The sequence below is a fragment of the Thalassospira sp. CH_XMU1420-2 genome, from assembly GCF_037029325.1.
Classification (GTDB): Bacteria; Pseudomonadota; Alphaproteobacteria; order Rhodospirillales; family Thalassospiraceae; genus Thalassospira; species Thalassospira povalilytica.
This window is the reverse complement of the sequence record NZ_JAYMEG010000001.1, coordinates 940,952-965,135: the sequence shown is the minus strand read 5'-3', so window position 1 is coordinate 965,135 and position 24,184 is coordinate 940,952. Positions and strand designations below refer to the sequence as shown.

The following is a 24,184-nucleotide window of genomic DNA, read 5'->3' as shown; positions in this document are numbered from 1 at the left end:
TCCTGAAGGCTGCGGGCCCTGCCTAACCGGTTAGGTTGGGCAGGGAGAATTTCGGTTAATCAGCACGAAACCGGTGCGTTCTTGCGGCTGTAATAGAACCAGGTGATGGCAACACAGACCGCATAGAAGCCTGCAAAGCACCAAAGCGCGCCTGCGGGACCGCCAGTCAGTGCGATGGAGGTGCCATAGGCTTTTGGAATGAAGAACGCGCCATAGGCAGCAATCGCACTGGTAAAGGCGATGATGGCGGAGCTTTCGAGTTCCGACTGTTTAAGCTGGGCTGCCTGATCAGCATCGGGCATCAGGCGCGGGATTTCCTGACGCATGATCGATGGAATCATCTGGAAGGTTGACGCATTGCCGACACCGGTCAGGAAAAACAGCGCCATAAAGCAGGCAAAGAAGCCCCAGAAATGACCGCTGGTTCCGCCAAGCGGCAGGAATTGAAGGACGCTGACAACCGCAACAATCATGCCGATAAAGGTCCAGAACGTTACCCGTCCGCCACCAAGCTTGTCAGAAATCCATCCTGTGCCAGCACGGCTCAGCGCGCCAACCAGCGGGCCGAGAAATGCATATTGCAAGGCATCAACTTCCGGGAACTGGGTTTTCATCAGCAGCGGGAACCCAGCGGAATAGCCGATAAAACTGCCAAATGTGCCGGTATAGAGGATGCACATGATCCAGTTATGTTTGCGGCTAAAAATGATCGACTGCTTTTTGAAGCTGGCTTTGGCATCAGCGATGCTGTTCATGCCAAACCATGCCGCAATGGTCGAAACCACGATGAACGGCACCCAGATGAAACCGGCATTCTGCAGGAAGATTTCGCCGCCACCTGCAACGCTTTGGGCTGCTCCACCAAAGGCGCCGAACACACCGGCCGTGATCACAAGCGGGACCACAAACTGCATGACCGAAACACCAAGATTGCCAAGTCCCGCATTCAGGGCCAGGGCGTTACCCTTTGCCCTTTTCGGATAGAAATAGGCGATGTTTGCCATCGAGGAGGCAAAGTTCCCGCCCCCGAACCCGCACAACAGTGCGAGAATAAGGAACCAGCTGTAGGACGTGTTGGGGTCCTGTACGGCAAAGCCGATACCAAGTGCTGGCAGCAACAGGGATGCCGTGCTGAGCGTTGTCCAGATGCGGCCGCCAAAGATTGGAACCATAAAACTATAGAAAATGCGAAGCGTTGCCCCAGACAGGCCCGGAAGTGCGGCCAGCCAGAACAGTTCACCGGTGGTGTAGGTAAAGCCGATGACCGGCAGCTTGGCGACAACAACTGACCAAACCATCCAGACCGAAAATGCCAGCAAAAGGCACGGAATGGAGATCCAGAGATTGCGGGTGGCAATTGCACTGCCCTTGCTTGACCAGAACTCTGTGTCTTCGGGTCGCCAATCGGTCAGGACAGCGCCTTTTTGGCCATTGTTTGCATGCGTGACTTCCAAGGGAACCTCCCGATGAAACTGGTGGAGAGGCAGAGCGCAACCTGCGCTCTGCCGGTTTGCATTACTGAGCAGGTTTGGTAACGCCCGACGTCTTGCCGGCTTCAGTTTCCGGCTTTTCCAGTGGTTTCTCGGGCACATCCGAAAGGTATTTTTCGTCGGCCAGTGCCGGATGACGCGAACGTTCCATGCGGCGGATCACGACATGCATCCAGATCGTGGACACTGCGACCAGAACGAACAGCAGCATGAATGGCGCGGTCCAGACATTGGTCAGATCAAGAAGCACGCCGAAGGCGATTGGCAGGAAGAAACCGCCGAGGCCACCGATCATGCCAACCAGACCGCCAACCGATCCGACGTGATGTGGGTAGTAAACCGGGATGTGTTTGTAGACGGCGGCTTTGCCGAGGCTCATGACGAAGCCGAGAACGACTGTCAGGGCGACAAACATGCCAACCGAAACACCGAAATTAAACTCGATGGGGCCGTTGATTCCCGAAACCAGATAGGTCGTCTGCGGGTAACTCATGATGAACAGGACGACCAGGGAGACGATGAAGGTCATATACATGACCGCACGTGCCCCCCATTTGTCCGACATCCAGCCACCCAGTGCTCTAAAGACCGAGCCAGGCAGCGAATAAAGTCCGGCAAAGACACCCGCCGTCGTTAGTTCCAGCCCATAGGCGCCGACATAGTAACGTGGCAAAAAGCTTGCGAGTGCGACAAAGGCTCCAAAAACGAAGAAGTAATAGGTTGCAAAACGCCAGACCTGAATGTTCTTAAGCGGCTCAAGCTGCGAGCTGGCTGATACCGGGCCTTCACCGGATTCCTTGCGCGCTTGCTGCACTGGGTCGGTTTTTGCAAACAGGAAGAACAAAACGGCAGTGATGACAAGGACAACGGCATATACACGGGCCGTTCCTTCCCAACCAAGAGCAACCACCAGAAATGGGGCGGCAAAGTTCGTTACAGCCGCGCCAACGTTACCAGCGCCAAAAATACCCAGAGCAGTACCTTGACGTTCCTTTTCAAACCAGCGTGACGTATAGGCGACACCAACGATAAAGGACCCACCCGCAAGACCAAGCCCCAGGGCGGCGACAAGAAAAATTTCATAACTGTGAACAGACGTCAGGAGCCAGACGCAGACGGCTGTGATCAGCATCTGCAGCGGAAACATGACTCGACCGCCAAATTGCTCTGTCCATACGCCGAGGAAGATACGGCTGACTGAGCCGGTCAGAACTGGTGTTGCGACCAGCAAACCGAACTGGGTGTCACTCAGCCCCAGTTCCTGTTTGATCTTCACCCCGATGATGGAAAAAATTGTCCATACCGCGAAGCATATCGTAAAGGCAAAGGTGCTAAGACCTAGGGCACGATATTGATCAGTTCGTGAAACCCCTTTTAACGTATGCATGGTCGATCCCCTCGAACATCTGTCTGCACATTGCAGCGCTTGCTGCGGTGCTGATCATCGAATGAGACGAGGGCAATCAGGGTTGATCTAAATCAGAAAACATGGAACCCTTCGGTGAAATAAACAGGCTCGCCAAGTATTTCGCGCAACGATTTGCTAAAGCTCAAGCCAGAGAGAGATCAGGAGCAAATAGACGCTTGATAAATATCAAGTGACTGGTCGATATGTTCCTGAACAGGGTTAGAAGTGAGGAACAAATGCTCGATTCGACCTTCCCGGAGGTACGTAGCCTTGATCTCTTCGCAGATATGAGCGACGAGAGTTACGCCAAGCTGATGCGTGGCGCCTATCTGCAAACTTTTCCGCCGCATGTTGACTTGATCACAGAAGGCGAAGAGGCCGACTTTCTGCATGTACTCGTTTTGGGTTCAGTTGACCTTTTCTCCAGTTGGAATAACCGAGAAACCAGTGTCTCAATTGTCAAACCTGTGTCGACCTTCATTCTGGCGGCGACAATCCGTGATGCACGCTACTTGATGTCAGCCCGAACCATGGAAAAAAGCCGTATCGTGATGATACCCAGTCAAGATGTCCGCGAAATTTTCGATCTGGATGCGGGTTTTGCACGTGCAGTGGTGGTTGAACTGGCCGCTTGCTATCGCTCAGTAATCAAGACCACAAAAAACTTGAAACTGCGCACAGCACTTGAACGACTTGCAAACTACCTGCTCAGTCGCTCCAAAGACCACAATGGCGCTCAACACTTTGCTTTGGACCTCGAAAAGCGTCAGCTTGCCTCTGTTTTGGGAATGACACCTGAAAACCTGAGCCGTGCTTTCAAAGCCTTGCAAGCATACGGGGTGACCGTGAGCGGGGAGAACGTTGAGTTAAGTGATATTACCGAGCTCGAAAAGTTCGCCAAACCGACAACTCTTATTGACGACAATCAAACGTAAGGAGCGAAGTTATGGTTAAATCTATGCCCGGTGCTGCAGGAACATTGGCGGAACAGTATCCGGATATTTGGAAGGCTTATGCTGATCTTGGTAAGGCGACAGCAGAAGCAGGCCCACTGACAGACCGTGAACGTCGTCTTGTAAAACTTGCGTTGGCAATTGGTCTTGGTTCAGAGGGCGCTGTGCATTCCCATACCCGGCGTGCGAAGGCAGAAGGCATCGGGCTTGATGACTTGTTGCAAGTCGCGATGCTGTCGATTGGACCAGCCGGTTTGCCACGTGCAGTTGCTGCCAAAACCTGGATCGAAGACATCTAACAGGTTCCTTGAGCACCTTAGGAATTGAACAGGCTCACGCAACCAACTTTTTGTGTTGCGTCTCGGCGTCAGGCGGCTTTTGTCTGGAAACGCCAATTTGCCTAGAAACATTAAGGTGCAGAAATGGCAACCAAAATCAGGATTCAGGAACCGCAGCAAGGGAATACAGGCTTCCTCAGCCACGGCTTTCGACCGTTCTTTTTGCTCAGTTCGATTTGGGCGGCCGCTGCGATGATCATCTGGGTACTTTTGCTCATGAATGTCATCGCGTTACCTCTGACGTTTGATATCGTCTCCTGGCACGCACATGAGTTCCTCTTCGGATATCTTGGCGCCGTCATTGCAGGTTTCATGCTAACTGCTGTTCCCAACTGGACAGGACGGCTTCCTATTCGCAATCGACGTTTGGGAATGCTTGTGTTGCTTTGGATGGCAGGGCGTATTGTAATTTTGCTCGCAGCACATTTTCCTGCTGGCATTGTTGTTTCCATCGATTTGTCATTTTTGATCGTCTTTGCCTTGATGATTGCACGAGAAGTCATCGCAGGAAAAAGCAAACGCAATTTTATCGTCCTCGGGCTGCTTGGGACTTTGGTCCTCGGCAATGCAGTTTTTCATTGGGAAATCTTGCAGGGAGAATACGCGGCACAAGGCGTAGGTTTGCGTCTGGGTCTGGCTGCGAGCATCATGCTGGTGGCATTGATTGGTGGACGCATCGTTCCATCTTTCACCCGAAACTGGCTCGCCAAACAAAAAGTAACTTCACTTCCTGCACTGGTTGGAAAATTTGATATGGCCTGTCTGGTCATGTTGTTTGTTGCGGTAATGCTTTGGGTCGTTTTCCCTTTCGAGGACTTTACTGCCCTGGCACTTGCTCTCGCAGGCAGCCTTCATTTTGTGCGCCTATCACGCTGGCAAGGACATCAAACAGGGAAAGAGCCACTTGTATGGATTCTGCACGCTGGATACGCGTTTGTCCCCTTGGGGGCTGTTGCACTTGCAGTCGCAACCCTCATGCCCTCACTGATGGATAGGGCCTCGGCACAGCATCTCTGGATGGGGGGTGCGATCGGTGTGATGACAATTGCGGTAATGACGCGAGCCACGTTGGGGCATACTGGTAGCGATCTGGTAGGCGGCGCAGGCACAACTTCTTTGTATGCCTGCATCATTTTAGCGACGCTAACGCGGGTTACAGCTGGTTTTCTGCCCACATTTTCGATGTCTCTTTACGGAATTTCTGCCGCTTTGTGGGTTGCGAGTTTCACTGGTTTCGCACTTCTGTATGGACCACTATTGCTCAAAAAAAGAACATGACAGACGGAAGCTAAAAGCTTGGCCAGTTAACTACACGTCAAGCGAAGCATAAATATCTTGCTTCGCAGTCGGAGTGGCTATCAAAGAAATCGGGGTTTTGTGCTCCATACCCCCGAATTATGACAAACCATTTGCGGTACCGACGCATATATGCGTCGGCTTGAGGCGGCATAAATTTTGGTGTCACGTGCCACAAAAGCTGACATTCAACATACAGCAAAATCAGCTACTTAGAATTTCCGATTGCCAGATAAGTTGACATGGATTGACACATAAGCTGACAAAAAGCTGCGGAATTGACAGAAAAGATGACAATTCCTGGATCTGCGCAAACCTAGCCTGGCTAAGACCTTTCCGAACGCACTTTTGTCTGATCATTCGACCAGCTCCAGGCCTTTGGTGATTTGCGTCGCTGGGCATCCATCAGATGTTGGCGAAGACGATAGGATGCATCTACGACCTGTCCGGTTTCCAGAAGGTCCAGAATTTCAAGATGCTCGCCCGATTCATTGATCAAACGCGATTTATCGACCTGTGCCCGGTACTCCATCAAGCGGCGCATCCGGTTGACACGTTCGAGTGACATGACAAAGAACGGATTTCCCGACATCCGCACAAGGGCCTCGTGAAACTGGGTGCCGTGCCCCAAAACCGTTTCATTTGGCGTTTCTTCCGGGTCCAGTTTGTAAAGCCATTCCTGGGTTTTGCGGAGTTCGGCCAGCACCGCGCGATCCAGCTTGAAGTTCGGTTCAAGCATCGCAATCGGCTCGATCGCAATTCGGAAACGGTAAATCTGATCAAATGCCTCGGGAGTTTTGGCGACAGGCAGAAAACGCCAACCGTGACCTTCCTTACGCTCGACCCAGCCTTCGCGAAGGGCACGGGCAAGGACTTCGGCAAGACGTGCCTTTGTCAGATCATAACGTTCACGCAGTGCCTGTTCGGTCATTTCATCGGGAATACGATCCGCAAGCCAGTCATCCGCAAGCTGATGATAATCGCGCGAAAGGTCATCCTTCTCGGACCTGGCCTGTGAAAGAGCTTCCTCCGGAATATTCCGGGCAACGAAAAATCCGCGATTTTGCTCACGAATCAGAACGCCGCGATCAGCCAGAATATCGAGCGCATTGCGCACCGGAGTCCGGGAGACTCCATAACGATCGGCGATCAATTGCGCTCCGACGTGATCGCCCGACACAAAATTCCCTGCAGAAACATCCTGCATCAGCCGGACGGCAATTTTTCGGGACAGATCATTCGATCTCATTTCGGGAAGTGCTCCATCATTGGATATTTAACGTCGAAAAAGCACGACTTTCACTCCAGCGCAAGCATTTAGCCGATCCACGATCAGCAAGTTTTACTTAGCACGAATGCCCATTCAGGAACATCACAAAACACACCTCTGATTTTTTGTATTGCATTTTTAAATCTAAAAGACCAATCTTTGCATCCCAAACCAAATAAGGGAGGAAACTCATGAAACGATTTATCGGTGCGCTTGCGATTGCAGCAGCCATCACCACGCCGGCCATGGCCCAGGATTTCAAACCAACCAATCCGGAATGTATTGCGCCGGCATCGCCTGGTGGCGGATGGGACTTCATCTGCCGCACGGTTTCGAAGCTGTTCAACGATCTGAACCTTGCCGATAGCGCGATCCAGGTTACCAACATGACCGGCGGCGGCGGCGGCGTTGCTTATGCCCATGTCGTTGCCAAACGTAACGAAGACGACAATCTTATTGTTGCTGCTTCGAATGGCACCACAACCCGCCTTGCACAGGATGCCTATCCGGGCAACACCGAGAATGATGTCCGCTGGCTGGCATCGTTTGGTGCTGAATACGGTGTAATCGCCGTTGCCGCAGATTCGGAAATTGATGATCTGAAGGAACTGGTCGAACAGGTAAAAGCCGACCCGCGTTCTGTTGCCTTTGCCGGAGGCTCCGCTGTTGGCGGTTATGACCATCTGAAAGTGCTGAAACTTGCAAAAGCTGCAGGCGTTGATGACGTTCGCCAGATCAAATATGTCGCGTTTTCTGGCGGCGGCGAAGCAATGGCACAGGTTCTTGGTGGCTCTATCCAGGCCTTCACTGGTGACTTTTCGGAAGTTCGCGGCTTTGTAGAAGCAGGCGACATTCGTATTGTTGCGGTCCTTGCGCCGAAGCGTCTGGAAAACTTCAACCAGTTCCCGACTGCTGTTGAGCAGGGCTATGCGGTAACCGGCCCGAACTGGCGCGGTCTCTATGTCCCCAAAGGCATGTCTGACGAAGCATATGCCTATTGGAGCGAAGCCGTTCAGAAGATGGTTGCATCCCCGGAATGGCAGAAAATCCGTAGCGACGCCGGCATCGAGCCGCTTGATTACTTCGGTGAAGATGTTGCTGCCTTTGTTGAAGGCAACGTCTCGGAAATTCGTGCCCTTTCCAAAGAAATCGGCCTGATCAAGTGACCAGCCGGGCGGTCATCAGAGAGAGGTGACCGCCCCCTTTCCCGGAGCGCGCAATGAGCGATCGCATCATGGGGATCATTGGTCTCGCCCTGTCCGGATTTTATCTTTGGGCCGCATCAATTATCCCCGAAAGCTTTATGATGGATGCCATCGGCCCATCAACTTTCCCGAACATTATTGCCGCCATCTTTGGCATCTGTTCGATCTACTTTATCGCCAGACCAGATCCCGAACCACGTTGGCCAGCACTTAATCGCCTTGCGGAAATCGGCTTCACTGTTGTGGTTTGCCTGTTTTACGCAATCTTGCTGCCCCATCTTGGCTTTGTCATTTCCACGGCATTGGCCGCCTCTTATATGAGCTGGCGCCTGGGTGGCAAGCCGCTGGCAGCAGTCCTGATTGGCTTAGGCATTTCGGTTGGCATTTATGTCTGCTTCAAGCTTGTGCTTGGCCTGTCACTGGCCACCGGTCCGCTCGGCTTCTGAGGTATTCAAATGGACATTTTTTCTACTCTAGGAGACGGCTTTGCCGTTGCCCTGACGATTGATAATCTTGGCCTTGCATTGGTTGGTGCCTTTCTGGGCACTCTGATGGGGGCTTTGCCCGGCCTTGGCCCGGCGAATGGCGTTGCCATTCTGATCCCGATTGCATTCTCGCTCGGTCTTGGCCCTCTGCCCTCGTTGATCCTGCTGACAGCGGTGTATTACGGGGCAATGTATGGCGGGCGCATTTCATCAATCCTGCTTAACATTCCGGGCGACGAACCCGCAATGATGACCTGTCTTGACGGATATCCCATGGCGCAAAAGGGCAAAGCTGGCGAAGCATTGTCGCTGTCTGGCATTGCATCTTTTGTCGGCTCCATCATCGCGACCCTGGGGCTTGCCATTCTGGCACCACAGCTGGTCAAGATCGCCCTTCTGTTCGGACCTGCTGAATATTTTGTCCTGTTCACCATTGCTTTTGCGACGCTTGGCGGGATTTCATCGACCAACCAGGCCAAGTCTGCTTTTGCAGCAATGCTTGGATTGGGCATTGCGATGATTGGAGTTGATACGCAAACCGGTGTTCAGCGCTTTACCTTTGGCGAAGTTCATTTGTTTGACGGCATTGACTTCCTTGTCGCAATTGTCGGTCTTTTCGCGCTGTCAGAGGTGTTTGTTTTCCTTGAACATCGCGATGATCAGAAAGCGGATGCAGACAAAATGCGACCACTCGGGCGTTTGGTTGCGCCTTTGGCAACAATCCGGTCCTGCATACCGACGATGGGCCGCGGAACAATCATCGGCTTCATTGCCGGTATTCTGCCAGGGGCCGGGGCATCACTTGGGTCATTCCTTGCCTATTCCGTGGAAAAGCAGGTTGTTGACAACAAAGGCGATACATTTGGCAAAGGCGATCCGCGCGGGGTTGCCGCCCCGGAAGCAGGCAACAATGCGGCTGCTGGCGGCGCGCTGGTCCCGATGCTTTCACTTGGTGTTCCAGGATCTGGAACGACGGCTGTACTGCTTGCAGTCTTGCTGTCATTGAACATCACCCCGGGCCCGCTGCTGTTTACCAAAAGCCCGGACATCGTCTGGGGCCTGATCGCTGCGATGCTGATTGCAAACGTGATGTTGCTGATCCTCAACATTCCGTTGGTCGGACTGTTTTCACGTGTATTGCTGATCCCGACACATATCCTGATGCCATTGGTGGCGATGGTTTCATTTGTCGGTGTTTATGGCATTTCGGGTTCAAGCTTTGATCTGATCCTTATGGTCATGTTTGGCGTTCTGGGCTGGATCCTGCGCAAGCTTGATGTCCCATTGGTTCCGATCATCCTCGGAATTCTTCTGGGGAACGAAATGGAGGTGAACCTGCGTCGTGCGATGACCCTGTCGGATGGCGACTGGACTGTCCTGTTTGCAAGCCCGCTTGCCATTTCGCTCTGGGTTATTGCTATCGTCGGCTTTGTTGCACCGATGATTTTCGGCGCAAGAATGCGCAGAAAACTCGAAAAAAGCCGCCAGCAATCCGAAAACGAACTTGCTGATTAACAAGTCGCTGGCGCCGGACTCCGTTCTGGCGCCAGCAAAATTCATCGATTGCATTTTTCGATCAGAAAAAACACCACAGCAAATCTGCGCGCAACCGGCTTCCTGCGAAGATACGGAACTGCTGCCCACAGCCCATGTTGATGAAAACGACCAAAGGCCACACCATGACAACGCCCTTACACCTCAATCTGGCCTCTGGCTCTCTTGAAGTTACCGATCTGCGGTCCGTACTCGGTCCGCTTCTGCCAAAACTTCCGCACGTGCTGCGCCTGCTTGCCGAAAACCACCTTCGGACAGCAGGCCAGCCCGACCAACTGATCGATGCCTTGGAAGCCTGGGTCCATAACAGGAAATGCGATTTCGAGCTGATCTTCCGACCGAACCGCCTCTTGATGCATGACACGACCTGCACACCGGCACTGGTCGATGTTGCCGCCATGCGCGATGTCATTGCAGAAGCAGGCGTTGATCCCGAAACCCTTTCCCCGTCGCTTCCGGTACAGGTATCCATCGATCATTCGGTGGCTGTCGACGCCTTCGCGGTCAAAGACGCGCTTCGCCAAAACCTTCAGAACGAGATCGAGCGCAACGAAGAGCGTTATCGCTTTATGAAATGGGCGTCGGAAAACATGGAAACAGTCCATGTGAACGCGCCAGGCACCGGCATCATGCACACCATCAATCTTGAGCAGCTGGCAACTCTGCTTGTGCTGAATGACGATGGCACCGCCCATCCTGACATGATGCTTGGCACTGATAGCCATACCCCAATGATCAACGGGATCGGCGTTCTTGGCTGGGGCATTGGCGGACTTGAAGCCGAAAGCATCATGTTTGGCGAAACGGTTTCGATTGCCCTTCCCGATATTGTCGGCGTCAAGCTGACCGGAAAGCTGTCCGCAGGCGTGCTTGCCACCGATCTTGCACTGGAAATCACACACAGGCTGCGTGAACTGGGCGTCACAGGAAGCTATGTCGAATTCTTTGGTCCCGGCGTCAAAACCCTGAGTGCCGATGCCCGTGCCGTAATCGCCAACATGGCCCCGGAATATGGTGCCTCAACGGGCTTCTTCCCGGCTGACAGTCAGGCTGTTGACTATCTGAAACGCACAGGCCGCCCGGAAAATCTGACAACAAAGATTGAACCGGCTCTACATGCAATGGGATTGTGGTTCGATCCGCACGAAAATCCGAACTTCAACCGGATGATCACGATTGAGCTCGACAGCCTAAAGCCTACGATCGCAGGCCCCAGACGCCCGCAAGACAGCCTTTTGGCTTCTGCCGCCCGCAAGGCAACTGAAAAAACCATTCAGCGCAACCTCCCAGCCCTGACCGGCAATCCGCTCGACATTCCCGATGGCGCAATCGGTATCGCAGCGATTACAAGCTGCACAAACACAAGCGACCCCCGCCTTTTAATCGCTGCGGGGTTGCTGGCCAGCAAGGCCCGTGCACGCGGCCTGATGCCACCGGCCTGGGTGAAAACCTCGCTCGCCCCCGGATCCCCCTCGGCAGCATCCTATCTTGAGCGGGCAGGCTTGCTTGATGACCTTGAGGCTATTGGCTTCAACATTGTCGGGTTTGGATGCACGACCTGTATCGGCAATTCCGGTGCCCTGCCTGAAATTGTTGAAACAGCCCTGCAAGACGGCAAAGCCGTCACCGCCGTATTGTCTGGCAACCGCAACTTCCCGGGTCGCGTTCACCCGAAACTGGATCTTGGCTTTCTGGCTTCGCCACCCATGGTGATTGCTTTTGCACTTCGCGGACATATCCGAAGCGACATCATGTCCGACCCGATCAGCAACGATCAAAACGGCATCCCCGTCTATTTGACTGACCTGTGGCCGGACGAAGCCGAGATCGAAGCTGCCTTTGCACGGGCCTGTCGCGCCGAAGACGTGCAGGATGACTTCAAAAAAGCCGCCAGCAACCCGATATGGGCGAACCTTGATGTCCCCAAACAGGCAAGGTTCCCTTGGGACAGCAAGTCACGCAGCTTGCGCCCGCCAAAATTTGTTGCACGCGATCAGGGATCCCGTCTGGGGACCTACCAGGCACGCGCACTTATTGTTCTTGGTGATGACATCACAACAGATCACATTTCCCCGGCGGGCTGGATTGATCACAAAAGCAGTGCCGGCCAGTGGCTGGTCGAACGTGGTGGCGATCCGGAAAACCTCAATGTCTACGCCAGCTATCGAGGCAACTGGGAAGTCATGCTCCGGGGCCTGTTTACCAATAAATCGGCCAAGAATCACCTCGCAGAGGACCTGCCACCGGCAACAACGCCGATGCCCGATCACCGTATCCTTCCGCTTTTTGAAGCTGCAAAGGAACTTGAAGCAAGCCATCAAGACACCATTATTCTGGCCGGTGAACGTTATGGCATGGGGTCCAGTCGCGACTGGGCGGCCAAGGGTGCTGCACTTTTGAATGTACGCGCGGTCATAGCACGAAGTTTCGAGCGCATTCACAGAACCAACCTGATTGGTATGGGGGTTCTTCCCGTGGTGATCGAAGGCGATTTCATTCCATCGGAACAATCGATTACCATTCACGACCGATTTGAAATCGATATGCCCGACGACCTTCTGGCTCCGGGATACAAACCGACCGTCAGGCTGCTTCGGGGGAACGGCACAACAGAAAACATCCTGTGCAAGGTCGCGGTTGCAACATGGCAGGAGGTCGGAACCCTGCGGGCAGGCGGTGTTTTACCTAAAATCCTGCATCAGACCATAGCAAGCCTAGACGAATGACTTAACTGCTTTTTCCTTATGGGTCCTCCCACAAACCCATAAGGTACACTGCCTGCCATGGTAGCGTTGAACGTTACGCCCAACCTTCTGCAAAACTGTGGCAGGCAACTTTCTATCTGGCAAAACCGCCAACACACAACCGAGGGAAAAGCATATGGACATACGCAATGAATTTGCACCAACCGGCACCTTGCGCGTTGCCGTCAATGTCGGAAATGGCGTGCTGACCAGTTATGATGAAGAAACCGGCCAACCGGGCGGTATCACGGTCGAAATTGCACATGCACTGGCCAAAGAGCTTTCCTTACCGGTTGAACTGAAGATATTCCGGTCTGCCGGAAACGTCGTCGAAGCCGTTCAGAATGGCGAATGGGATGTCGCGTTTCTCGCTCGCGACCCAAAGCGCGCAGAAGTGATCGGCTTCAGTTCCCCCTATATCCTGATCGAGGGCAGCTACCTCGTTCGTGAAAACTCGGATTTCCTGCGCAACGAAGATGTCGACAAACCGGGCGTCCGGATTGCTGTTGGCAAAGGGGCGGCATACGACCTTTATCTGTCACGCAACCTGCAACACGCCACTTTGGAACGCGCCTCTACCACACCCGGCGCGGTTGATCTCTTCCTTGAACAGAACCTTGATGTTGCAGCAGGTGTGCGCCAACCCCTTAATGAATATGCCGCACAACATGACGGCGTGCGTGTTCTTCCCGGTCGCTTCATGGTGATCGAACAAGCCATGGCTGTTCCGGCAAACAGGGTCAAAGCCGCCCGCTATCTGGAAACATTTGTCCATCGCCTGATCAGCTCGGGAAAAGTTGGCGAATTGATCACCCGCTTTGACAAACATCAGGCTTCCGTTCCCAAATTGCCCTAACCCCGCACACCAACCATATCGTCCGACTGGCAACGTCTTCATGGCATTACCCAACCACCTGACCGAACAAAGCCGTTTTGTCTTCGCCCTTTTGATCGGGGCGGCCGGCGGCACCGTCTTTAATGCATTTGCACTGCCCTTGGCCTGGATGCTTGGATCAATGACCGCGGTCGGGGCTGCCGCAATTATGGGATTGCCGATTGCGGGCTCCAAGCCTGCACGACCGCCAATGTCTGCCATTATCGGTGCAATGCTTGGCACACAGTTCGGACCACATCTGATTGCGGATATGATCAACTGGTGGCCCGCCTTGATCGGGCTGGCCGTTTACCTCCTGATCGCGGCAACACTGGTTTATTGGTATCTCGTCAAGATTGTCGGACTTGATCCGGTGACCGGATATTTTTCCGCAATGCCCGGCGGTTTGGTCGATATGGTGTTGCTTGGCGCAGAACGCGGCGGCGATGAACGCACCATTGCCTTGATGCATTCATCCCGGGTTTTCCTTGTGGTGTTTTGTATTCCGCCATTGATTACGCTTACAACCGGCGCCCAAGCCGGAAGCGGCAATGCCACCAACTATGTTGCCCTGTCCGAAATGATGCCCGTCGACGCGATGTGGTTTCTGGCGGCGATCATTGTTGGCGTGGGATTTGGACGTCTGGTGCACCTGCCTGCGCCCTATATTCTTGGCCCGATGATCGTCAGCGGCACCCTGCATTTTGCCGGTGTTTCAAACTTTGTTGTACCGACCTTCATCATTTCTGCTGCACAGGTTGTTCTTGGAACTTTGATCGGTTGCCGCTTTGTTGGAACAGCCCCCAAAGAAATCTTGCGCATCATGCTGATGTCTGGCGGATCGACCCTTATTCTTCTGATTGTCGCGCTCACCATGTCCTATGCACTGCGGTTTGAAATCGACATCCCGATCGAGGGTATTTTCCTTGCATTTTCGCCGGGCGGACTGCCAGAAATGAGCTTGGTTGCTTTGGCCCTCAACATTGAAGTCTCATTTGTCGCTCTTTGCCACATCAGTCGAATTGCGATGATTGTACTTGGGGCAACCCTGCTTTCGCGCCTCAGAAGTTAGGCAGAGTTCGAGAATTCTCGATTTGTTCAACCGTTCTATTCCCAATCATTGCGTCAACGCGGCTCGTCTGCTTCGAAATTGAGAAAATCGCAACGCACGTCATCAGGTAAATTCGTTGCGGCAGGGTTTTCGGCCAACACTTCACGGAACGTGAGTGGATTGCCGAATTGCTCGATAATCGCGGACCGGTTCTTTCGAATATGACTAAAAAATTCGGTTATTAGAGCCACTTTAATATCAACATTCTTGCCTTGCGCACTATTTTTGGCGGCAGTCGAAATTGATATCGACTCGCACAACTTATCTGCATTGATTTTACGTCACAAAACACCGAAAGGAACAGTTCGGGAAAAGACTTAATGATCAGGAAGAAGTAAGACAAGAACCGCACCAGAGCGGTTCTTGTTCTAGTGGATTGTGATGCGCCTACAGTCCGAATTCGCGTCTTTTCTCTGGGAAACGCAGTACCTTCCTTATGTCGCCACGTAAACTCGATCTCCAGCGATATCCCAAGCATCTCACTCAGTGGCACGCAACAACAATGGCCTGCCTTTTATCGAACCGGTCCACTAGTGCCTGGATAAAACCGCTCTGGAGTTTTTCAGAGATAATTTGGTTAATTCCCACTTCCAATGCTGCGTATCGAACTGGCAGCGCAACCGTCTGTTCGATGGTCATGAAACTCTCAGACAAAACTCGAAACCCTGGTGTTTGTGCCACAAAAGCTTGTAGAGGTTGACGCACTCCAGCGGCCGCCTCAAGTTTTTGTTCTATAAACAGATTGACCGCACTTGGTGTCGTCGAGGCACGCAGCAAGGTTGCAAACTTCAACGTTCGAGACAGATACAGGTCGTAAGCTGCTCCTTTGCCGACAGCGATCCGTGTACCCGGCTGGTCAACGTCGGCGTTACTCTGAAAGTCGGACTCTTCTCGAACCAAGTAACTACCCTCAATTAAAAGGTAAGGTTCCGAGAACCAGATCGCTTCTGCACGTTTGGGATCACGTGCAAGAAATGCAATATCCCAGACATCCTGCCCGGCAGCTTCTACAACCTCACGTGCAGAATTGAAAATGACATACTCAACAGGGAGATCGAAGTCCGATGCAATTTGGCGGACAAACTCCACAGATATCCCGGATGGAGGAGCCTTTTCATCTCCTTGTTCTGCTAAAACGTTGTTACCAAGGTTAATAGCTGCTCTCAGCGTTCCATAAGGAGCAAGTGATTGCTTAATCTCTTTCATCTGACCAATCCAGTTGATGTGGAACAACGGCTAAAAAAATGGCCGCCTGTAAGGCGCAATGTGGTTTGTTGGGCGTAACAATCCATCGATCACGTCGGTACAGGCGGCCTACCCGAGAAGGTTGTGGGATCCTTTTCGAGCGTTTAGTCAACGTCTGATGCGGTAACTTCTCGTTCCAGTTTTCTGCGCAGGCGACGTGCCATAAAAATAGGCAGGATGAAACCAACGACCGCCACGGTCCAAATCCCAATTGATAGCGGGGACGCAAACAAGATACCCCAGTCACCATCGGAGATTGTCATCGCTCGCCGCAGGTTCTGCTCCATCAGGTTCCCGAGAAGCACACCGAGAATTACAGGAACAAGTGGTACGTCCAGTTTACGCAAGACCCAACCAACAACACCAAACACCACCATCACGATCAGATCAAAAGTTGATCCAGAGATACCGTAAATCCCAACAAATGAGATCATAGCAACACCAGGCATAAGATAATGCGTCGGGATCATCAGCACTCGAACAAACATTCCAACAAGCGGAATATTAAGCGCCAGCAACATAAAATTGCCGATGAAAAGTGCGGCGATGAGACCCCAAACAACATCAGGGTTGTTCTGGAAGAGCAAAGGTCCGGGTGTGATGTTCAATGCAAGAAGCATTGCCAGCAGAACAGCTGTCGTACCCGAGCCCGGAACACCAAGGGCCAACATCGGGACCAATGCACCACCAGCTGCTGCATTATTCCCAGCCTCTGGCGCGACGACACCACGCGGGTCACCTTTTCCAAATGTGTTCTCGCGATCAACAAGTTGTTTTTCGAAGCTATACGAGATGAACGACCCCAAAGATGCTCCAGCACCAGGAAGCACGCCAGCAAAGAAACCAAATAGCGTGCTGCGGCACATGGTGGGAAACGTTTTTCTTAGCATCCACAAAGGCGGGGTGATTCTGCCAAGCTTGATACCAGACGTGTCGCTTTTTTTCAGCGAAGACTTGTGTTCAAGGAAAACAAACACTTCTGACAGCGCAAAAAGGCCAACAATAGCAACAAGAAAGTCGATGCCGTCATAAAAGTGTACTTGTCCAAACGAGAACCTAGGCACACCTGTCTGCGTATCGACACCAATCATTGCAATCGCCAGACCAAGCGCTGCAGCAAATGCGGCTTTGGCCTGATTGGTACTGGCCACTCCGCCAAGTGTAGCGAACGCAAGCACGAAGAGGGCAAAATACTCTGCAGGTCCAAAAAGAAGCGCAACCTTAACCAGCAGTGGCGCCAAAAATACCAAGCCCCAAGTCGCAAAGAAAGCGCCGAAGAACGAACCGAACCCAGACAATGCAAGAGCTTCGCCTGCTTGGCCCTTACGTGCCATCGGAACGCCATCCAGTGTGGTCATCATGGCAGGCTCGTCACCTGGTATGTTCAATAATATGGACGAAATTCGTCCGCCATACATTGCGCCGTAGTACACACTGGTTAAAAGGATGAGTGCCGGTGTAGGCGCCAATCCCAGGCTAAAAGCCAGAGGAATCAAAATAGCAACGCCGTTAGATGGACCTAAGCCCGGCAATGCACCAATTACAGTACCCAAGAGACAACCGAGGAAAGCCAAAGCGAGGCATTGGAATGTCAATGCAACACCGAAGCCGTCAGCGAGAGACGAGAGAGTTTCTAACATTTATCCAATCCTCAAAAGCCCCAGGGGCCTCGCGCTAGTGATAGGCCTAGCACCAAATGGAAAAGTGCATAAATCCCCAAAGAGATCGACACTCCCCCTATGGCAGCTCCTTTCAATGGAGCTCCAAGACGCAGGCAAAGGTAGAATGCGGCAAAGATTGTCGAGACGACGAAACCAACCAGTGGCAAGACAAACGAATACGCAATCAATACGGCAACTGCCGCTGAAAGTTCGGCAAAGGTTCTCATTCCCGGCCAGTCTGCGCTGCCGCCGGGCAGAAGCATGATCGCGACGCTGGATAATGAAAGCACTACGCCAAGAATGATTGGGAATGTCTTGGGCCCAATTGGGTCAGAGATGAAACTGAGCGGAATGAGTGTGGCCTGCCAGATGAAGAAAACCCCCAAAAGCAGTCCAATTCCGCCAAACACGCGATCGCTCACGAATGTTACTCCTGTTGTAGAGTGGTCCGCCAACTTGCAAGTTGGCGGACGCTAGGGCGGTAGGTGGATTACTTGATCAGGCCGATCTCTTTCGAGAGGGTTTCGATATCGTTGACCGAAGCACGAACGAAGTCTTCAAACTCGGCACCGCGAAGATCCAGTGGAGCCAATCCGTTTGCCTCCATGGTTTTCTTCCACTCTGCGGATGCATAGACTTCGCCTACAGAGTTCACCCAGAAGTCATACGCCTCTTCGGACATATTCAATGGCGCGTAAAAACCACGCCAGTTTGCACCAACAACGTCAATGCCCTGCTCCTTTGCAGTCGGGAATGACGCAAATTCACCGTCGAGACGTTCTGGCGCGAGAATGGCGAGAACTTTCAGATCCCCAGACTCAACAAAGCCTTTTGCTTCAGAGGCATCGCCAGTAAATGCCTGGACCGTACCGGCCATGATCTGAACCACAGCTTCTGCACCACCATCAAACGCAACATATTTGACTTTCCGGACGTCATTGATTCCAGCTTTCTTGGCAGCAAGAAGGACTTTGAGGTGATCCCATCCACCTACAGCTGAACCACCCGCGAAGTTAACAGATGAAGGGTCTTGTTTGATTTGATCCATTAACTCGGTCAGTGAACTAACCGGAGAATCGGCAGCTACGCCGATAACACCGTAATCAGCGCCGATTGTTCCTACCCAACGAACCTGGTCCATCGTGTTTCCAGGATATGCACCTTGGGCGAGACGCGTGGCAGTAGCAGAAGAAGCTGCTACAATCAGATCATTGTCGTCATTCATTTTGTTGACAACTTCGGCATAGGCAACTCCGCCGCCGCCGCCTGCAGCATTAACAACACGCATCGTGCTTGAGATAAGCTTCTGATCTTGCATCGCCTTACCAACTTGACGGCAAGTGAAATCCCAGCCGCCACCAGCACCTGACGGAGCAATACATTGAGGGCTTTCTGGCTCGAATGCGAAAGCCGTCGTTGCCCCGCCACTGGCAAATGCAATGAGACCAGTTACGCACAAAGCTCGAATTGATTTCATCATTTTCCTCCCGATGAATTGGAACAAAAGCGTTCCCTTTTCCAGACCCGTTCATTTCACGGCACGGATCCGACTCTCTGATTATCGTTTGCTGAAACGGGAAGTACCGACTTCATCCGATACAAGACACTTCGGTTACTTGACGACATAGACGGACACCAAGCCTCTTCCTCGTTTCTTGGTCGCTCTCTGCTGCAGTTGCTGCGATTTCTCGGTTCATTCCGAGATATCGTCCGCTTGCTCTTATTGTCATAAGTGAAAACATATGACTTGTTTTATGTCAACACATATGACAATCATGTTTCAGAATTTGACCAAGGAGGAATTCATGTCCCGCACAAATCCACATAAAAACAGAGAGTTAGATATCTCTGGAAAGCGGTACCTCTATATGCCGATTTCAGAAATTGCAGGCTGCGAGAGCTTGCCCATAGCGCTGAAAGTCGTACTGGAAAACCAGTTACGCCACGCACACCGGCACGAAGATCACGCGAAAAATATCGATTCCCTAGTCAACCGAAGGGTAGGAGAAGGGATTCCCTTCTTCCCAGCTCGAGTATTTTTGCAAGATCTTCTTGGTGTTCCGTTGATGGTTGATCTCGCCTCTCTGCGAGATGCCGTCGCCAAGGCTGGCGGCAATCCGTCTGACGTGAACCCACGCGTTGCGGCAGACCTGGTCATTGACCATTCATTGCGCGTCGATGTGTCTGCCAGTGATGCAGCACGAAAAATTAATCTCGAACTGGAGCATGAGCGCAACGTAGAACGCTTTGGTTTCTTGCGCTGGTGCCAAACCAGTTTCGACAAGCTACGTGTAGTCCCGCCCGGAAAAGGCATCATGCACCAGATCAACATGGAGTATCTGGGCAAGGTGATTTGGACTGATGAGACCGATGATGGCACTTGGGCATACCCCGATACCCTTGTTGGTACAGACAGCCACACAACAATGATTAATGGTTTGGGTATTCTTGGTTGGGGTGTTGGCGGCATCGAAGCTGAAGCCGTCATGCTCGGACGCGCTGTTTCACTTCCGATTCCTGAAGTAGTTGGTGTCGAAATCACCGGCACAATTCCCGAAGGCGTTATGCCAACAGATATTGTTCTGGCAATTACCGAGCGCCTAAGGGCGGTAGGTGTTGTCGGAAAGTTTGTTGAATTCTTTGGCAAAGGCCTTGATGGCTTGCCAGTTGCAGACCGCGGTACGATTGCAAATATGGCACCTGAATTTGGTGCAACTTGCGTGTATTTCCCGCCAGATGAGCGTCTTTCAGACTATCTCCGAATGACCGGTCGCACGGAAGAACACATTGCCTTGGTCGAAGCATATGCCAAAGCACAATTGATGTGGCGCGACAGCAAATCTTCCGCACCAGTTTTTGAGCAAGTCGTTCAGTTTGATCTTTCTGAAGTTGAAAGCTCGATTGCGGGACCGTGGAGGCCAGAAGATCGAATTTCTTTGAGCAATGCCAAACAAGCGTTCCAGGCACTCCAGAAGTCAATAAACTCTCACCGTGACCTGCAGGCAGAAACAAATATCCCTTCAAAAGGCCATAGCTTGAAGGACGGCGATATTGTTATCGCTGCGATCACCAGTTGCACCAACACCTCCAATCCAATCAACATGATCGGTGCGGGCTTACTTGCAAAACGTGCAGCAGAACTAGGTTTAACCGTCAAGCCTTGGGTGAAAACTTCGTTAGCACCCGGAAGCCAAGTTGTTGCCGCGATCTTAGAAAACACTAGCTTGCAATCTCACCTCGACAAACTTGGCTTCCAGGTTGTCGGGTTCGGCTGCACAACATGCAACGGCATGTCTGGGCCAATTGACGAAGCTTTGGCCCAGACCATTGATAACGAGAAGATTCTCGCAACAGCAGTACTGTCCGGTAACCGTAACTTTGAAGGTCGAACTCACCCCAACGTTCGTGCCGCATATTTGGCGTCCCCAGCTTTGGTCGTTGCCTATGCAATTGCTGGCAATCTCAATATAGACCTGCGGACCGAACCGCTAGGTCAAGATCGTCACGGCACCCCTGTTTTCCTTGCTGACATCTGGCCGTCAGCGACAGAAATTTCATCGATTGTCTCGACAGCCTACGACCCGAAGTTGTTTGTTGAGAAATATAGTGAGATTTTTGACGGCGATGATAAATGGGTTTCATTGTCTGAGAAGCCAGGAAGCCAGTTCTCGTGGAAAGCGGACAGCACTTACATCCGTCAGGCACCGTACTTTGACGAGCTCTCACCACACCGAAATGAGGTGAGAGACATCAAAGGAATGCGACCACTGGTTATCCTGGGTGATTCCATCACAACAGACCATATCTCACCTTCCGGAGCAATTGACGACAATTCAGCGGCCGCGAACTTCATGGTTGGCAAGGGTGTGCAGAAAAGAGACTTCAACTCGTATGGCACACGACGCGGCAACCATGAAATAGCTGTTCGGGCGACATTCGCAAACATCCGCCTCAAGAATAAAATCGTCGCAGGCACTGAAGGAAGCATCACCAAACTAATGCCTGAAGGTGAACAAATGTCCGTGTACGATGCTGCCGAAATCTACAAGCAAAGAAATGTGCCGCTTGTTGTTGTGGCAGGTAAAAACTATGGATGTGGCTCCTCCCGAGACTGGGCAGCAAAAGGCGTTGCACTTCTGAACGTCAAAGCAGTCATAGCAGAGAGCTTTGAGCGAATTCACCGCACCAACCTCGTTGGTATGGGTGTTCTTCCACTGGAACTACCTGCCAACACCAACGCAAACACCCTGCAACTTGACGGAACCGAAACGTTTGATTTGCTTAACTTGGAACAATCGGTTGGAGTTCGCTCAACCGTGCAATGCCTTGTTCACCGAGAGAACGGCGACACGTCCAGCATCAACCTGACTGTTCGTATCGAGACTGAAGAAGAGCTCGAATATTGGCTGGAGGGCGGCATCTTGCCCGCTGTTTGGCGCGAATATGTGTCAACGGTTAACGCCTGAGGAAAACGCCATGAACCAGTATTTTATTCCAGCTTCATTTTATCGCGGCGGCTCTAGCAAGGGCCTGTTCTTTCATGCCAAAGACCTACCTGCAGAAATTGAACGACAGGATGAGATCTTCCTCGCAGCAATGGGGAGCCCTGATCCGAACGGTCGACAGCTTGACGGTATGGGTGGTGGTGTCTCATCTCTGTCAAAAGCAGTGATCATCGGCCCTTCAACTCACCCGGATGCCGACATCGATTACACTTTTGCCCAGGTTGCAGTCGACAAGGCTGTTGTCGACCGCGGCGCGAATTGTGGCAACCTGAGCTCTGCTGTTGGTCCATTCGCGATTGAGGAAGGCTTAATTTCTGCAACAGACGGCATAACATCGGTCCGAATTCATCAGGTCAATACGCGTAAAATCATTCACGCGCAGGTTCCTGTTCGACATGGCAAGCCGCTGGTTGAGGGAGAACTGGCAATAGCTGGAGTCTCTGGCAGCGGGGCGAGAATTCGACTTGATTTCAAGTCTCCCGGCGGGTCGATTACATCCGGCCTGCTCCCGACGGGAAACGTCGTTGACCAAATTGTCATGGATAACGGACGTAAGCTCAGTATCTCCATGATCGATGCGAGTAACCCGGTTACATTTGTTGCAGCAGAAGATCTTAACCTGCAAGGTCTACGGCACCCCGACGAGATAGAAACTTTACCTGGTCTGATGGCAACTCTTGATGACATCAGGCGGAAGGCTGCTGTTTTGATGGGGCTTGCAAACACACCTGAAACCGCAGGACTGGCAAATCCCAAAATCGCTATTGCGTCGCGCCCTAATGCGTTTGTTGCACTCGATAGTTCGGCCTTTAACAAGAACGACTATGACATTGGCATCAACATGCTTTCAATGGAACGCGCCCATAAGGCCATCACCCTTACAGGTGCGATGTGTGCCGGTGTTGCTTCTCTAATTGAAGGAACGATCCCCCATGCCATATCCTCAAGCAAGCCCAACACCGCAGAGATTCGTGTTGGCAACCCTTCTGGGATTGTCGGGGTGAGTGCGAAGGTCGATCAAGTTGATGGTTGGAGCGTTGACTATGCTAGTGTATTCCGAACAGCACGCTGCCTAATGAAAGGAAGCGTTGCAGTACCGGCACGGTTGGCCGATCAATAAATAAAGCAGGCATTCATGAGTGTTGTCCCCAATCAGCTACATATTCAACTTGCGCAACGTATATTACTATTTGCGCGTACATCCGGCTTGGAAGCAGGGCATCACTTCACCGAAACATCCTTGCAACACTTGCTAGGAACGTCGCGCGGCCCGATCCGCGCGGCGCTCAACTATCTTTCCGATCAAGGCTTTTTAGAGAAACGGCCAAATCGTGGGTTTTTTCTGCTTTCTGTACCTAACGATGCCTTGGATCGCATTTCCGATGCACCAGAAGCAGATGATGAACGCATATATCTTGCCATCGCGGCAGATCGACTTGCGTCAACCCTGGAGGAAAAAGTCACCGAAGCCGAATTAATGCGGCGCTACGACGTTCCGCGATATAGCTTGCGTCGCGTCCTCGGACGTATCTCATCCGAAGGCTGGATTGAACGCAAAGCCGGAAACGGTTGGTTGTTTCTACCAATGATTGACTCGGTCGAAGCCTATCGGGAAAGCTATGCACTTCGCCAGATTCTTGAACCGGCAGGCTTACAGGCGGAAGGATTCAAAGCAAATATTACGGTTTTGAAGCACCTAAAAACCCAGCAAGAATTCATTCACGACAAGGGCTTTGAAACACTCGGGCAAATTGAACTGTTTGAGGCCAACTCGCAGTTCCATGAAAGCCTCGCTGAGATGTCAGGTAACCGGTTTCTCGCACAATCAGTTGCTAAACAAAACCAACTTAGACGTCTTGTTGAGTATCGTCAGACGATTGATCGTGCACGCGTCAAACGGCAAACGGAACAGCATCTTGAGATCATTGACGCTCTAATGACTGGCGACAATACGAAGGCTGCGGAACTTCTCAGGCGGCATATAGGAGGTGCATCGGAAGAAAAAGTGCAGCCAAACATCTTTTCATCGCGCTCCTGATTATGCC

The 24,184-nt window shown here is 52.2% G+C and carries 19 protein-coding genes; 12 read left to right on the top strand and 7 right to left on the bottom strand.

The annotated features are described in order from the left end of the window. Positions 1 to 59: 59 nt before the first annotated feature. Both WA429_RS04300 and WA429_RS04295 read right to left on the bottom strand, forming a co-directional pair. A complete protein-coding gene (locus WA429_RS04300) occupies positions 60 to 1,454 on the bottom strand; it encodes a NarK family nitrate/nitrite MFS transporter (RefSeq protein WP_228196235.1) in 1,395 nt (464 codons plus the stop codon). A 61-nt stretch (positions 1,455 to 1,515) separates the two neighbouring features. Continuing rightward, positions 1,516 to 2,877, bottom strand: coding sequence for an MFS transporter (locus WA429_RS04295; protein WP_101245613.1), 1,362 nt, complete (start codon positions 2,875 to 2,877; stop codon positions 1,516 to 1,518). Positions 2,878 to 3,134: 257 nt separating this feature from the next. On the opposite strand from WA429_RS04295, the gene WA429_RS04290 reads away from it, so the two are divergent. The 3 genes from WA429_RS04290 to WA429_RS04280 all read left to right on the top strand — a co-directional run bounded on the left by WA429_RS04290 (position 3,135) and on the right by WA429_RS04280 (position 5,467). Further along, positions 3,135 to 3,833, top strand: coding sequence for a helix-turn-helix domain-containing protein (locus tag WA429_RS04290; protein ID WP_206926898.1), 699 nt, complete (start codon positions 3,135 to 3,137; stop codon positions 3,831 to 3,833). A gap of 11 nt (positions 3,834 to 3,844) precedes the next feature. Further along, positions 3,845 to 4,150: a carboxymuconolactone decarboxylase family protein gene (locus tag WA429_RS04285; RefSeq protein WP_206926897.1), complete on the top strand. Its 306-nt coding sequence runs from the start codon at positions 3,845 to 3,847 to the stop codon at positions 4,148 to 4,150. Between the two features lie 123 nt (positions 4,151 to 4,273). Then, positions 4,274 to 5,467 (top strand): NnrS family protein, encoded by a 1,194-nt coding sequence (locus WA429_RS04280; RefSeq protein WP_287466707.1) that lies wholly within the window; start codon positions 4,274 to 4,276, stop codon positions 5,465 to 5,467. A gap of 343 nt (positions 5,468 to 5,810) precedes the next feature. Here WA429_RS04280 and WA429_RS04275 read toward each other — a convergent pair whose 3' ends face one another. Further along, positions 5,811 to 6,734, bottom strand: coding sequence for a GntR family transcriptional regulator (locus tag WA429_RS04275; RefSeq protein WP_287466706.1), 924 nt, complete (start codon positions 6,732 to 6,734; stop codon positions 5,811 to 5,813). A gap of 212 nt (positions 6,735 to 6,946) precedes the next feature. On the opposite strand from WA429_RS04275, the gene WA429_RS04270 reads away from it, so the two are divergent. From WA429_RS04270 to WA429_RS04245, 6 genes are all read left to right on the top strand, one after another. Continuing rightward, positions 6,947 to 7,921 (top strand): Bug family tripartite tricarboxylate transporter substrate binding protein, encoded by a 975-nt coding sequence (locus tag WA429_RS04270; protein ID WP_287466705.1) that lies wholly within the window; start codon positions 6,947 to 6,949, stop codon positions 7,919 to 7,921. Between the two features lie 53 nt (positions 7,922 to 7,974). Next, positions 7,975 to 8,406 carry a tripartite tricarboxylate transporter TctB family protein gene (locus WA429_RS04265; protein WP_287466704.1) on the top strand — a complete coding sequence of 144 codons (432 nt, stop codon included), beginning with the start codon at positions 7,975 to 7,977 and terminating at the stop codon, positions 8,404 to 8,406. 9 nt (positions 8,407 to 8,415) lie between these two features. Beyond that, positions 8,416 to 9,960 carry a tripartite tricarboxylate transporter permease gene (locus tag WA429_RS04260; RefSeq protein ID WP_287466703.1) on the top strand — a complete coding sequence of 515 codons (1,545 nt, stop codon included), beginning with the start codon at positions 8,416 to 8,418 and terminating at the stop codon, positions 9,958 to 9,960. Between the two features lie 164 nt (positions 9,961 to 10,124). After that, a complete protein-coding gene (gene acnA, locus WA429_RS04255; protein WP_287466702.1) occupies positions 10,125 to 12,725 on the top strand; it encodes an aconitate hydratase AcnA in 2,601 nt (866 codons plus the stop codon). A gap of 154 nt (positions 12,726 to 12,879) precedes the next feature. Further along, positions 12,880 to 13,599, top strand: a complete 720-nt coding sequence (locus WA429_RS04250) for an ABC transporter substrate-binding protein (RefSeq protein ID WP_287466701.1) — start codon at positions 12,880 to 12,882, stop codon at positions 13,597 to 13,599. 40 nt (positions 13,600 to 13,639) lie between these two features. Next, on the top strand, positions 13,640 to 14,689 hold the full coding sequence (locus WA429_RS04245; protein ID WP_287466700.1) for an AbrB family transcriptional regulator: 1,050 nt from the start codon (positions 13,640 to 13,642) through the stop codon (positions 14,687 to 14,689). 522 nt (positions 14,690 to 15,211) lie between these two features. On the opposite strand, the gene WA429_RS04240 is transcribed toward WA429_RS04245, so the two are convergent. From WA429_RS04240 to WA429_RS04225, 4 genes are all read right to left on the bottom strand, one after another. Beyond that, positions 15,212 to 15,934 carry a transporter substrate-binding domain-containing protein gene (locus WA429_RS04240; protein WP_287466699.1) on the bottom strand — a complete coding sequence of 241 codons (723 nt, stop codon included), beginning with the start codon at positions 15,932 to 15,934 and terminating at the stop codon, positions 15,212 to 15,214. Between the two features lie 143 nt (positions 15,935 to 16,077). Continuing rightward, on the bottom strand, positions 16,078 to 17,613 hold the full coding sequence (locus WA429_RS04235; RefSeq protein ID WP_287466698.1) for a tripartite tricarboxylate transporter permease: 1,536 nt from the start codon (positions 17,611 to 17,613) through the stop codon (positions 16,078 to 16,080). Positions 17,614 to 17,624: 11 nt separating this feature from the next. Next, positions 17,625 to 18,056: a tripartite tricarboxylate transporter TctB family protein gene (locus WA429_RS04230; RefSeq protein WP_114103876.1), complete on the bottom strand. Its 432-nt coding sequence runs from the start codon at positions 18,054 to 18,056 to the stop codon at positions 17,625 to 17,627. A gap of 68 nt (positions 18,057 to 18,124) precedes the next feature. After that, positions 18,125 to 19,111, bottom strand: coding sequence for a Bug family tripartite tricarboxylate transporter substrate binding protein (locus tag WA429_RS04225; RefSeq protein ID WP_287466697.1), 987 nt, complete (start codon positions 19,109 to 19,111; stop codon positions 18,125 to 18,127). Positions 19,112 to 19,439: 328 nt separating this feature from the next. Between WA429_RS04225 and acnA (WA429_RS04220) the strand changes: the two genes are divergently transcribed. Genes acnA (WA429_RS04220) through WA429_RS04210 form a run of 3 tightly spaced genes read left to right on the top strand, consistent with a single transcriptional unit; the run spans position 19,440 to position 24,177 of the window. Beyond that, positions 19,440 to 22,100: an aconitate hydratase AcnA gene (gene acnA / locus WA429_RS04220; RefSeq protein WP_287466696.1), complete on the top strand. Its 2,661-nt coding sequence runs from the start codon at positions 19,440 to 19,442 to the stop codon at positions 22,098 to 22,100. A 10-nt stretch (positions 22,101 to 22,110) separates the two neighbouring features. Beyond that, positions 22,111 to 23,259 (top strand): 2-methylaconitate cis-trans isomerase PrpF family protein, encoded by a 1,149-nt coding sequence (locus WA429_RS04215; protein ID WP_287466695.1) that lies wholly within the window; start codon positions 22,111 to 22,113, stop codon positions 23,257 to 23,259. 15 nt (positions 23,260 to 23,274) lie between these two features. Then, complete coding sequence (locus WA429_RS04210) at positions 23,275 to 24,177, top strand: GntR family transcriptional regulator (RefSeq protein ID WP_287466694.1); 903 nt, start codon at positions 23,275 to 23,277, stop codon at positions 24,175 to 24,177. Positions 24,178 to 24,184 lie beyond the last annotated feature (7 nt).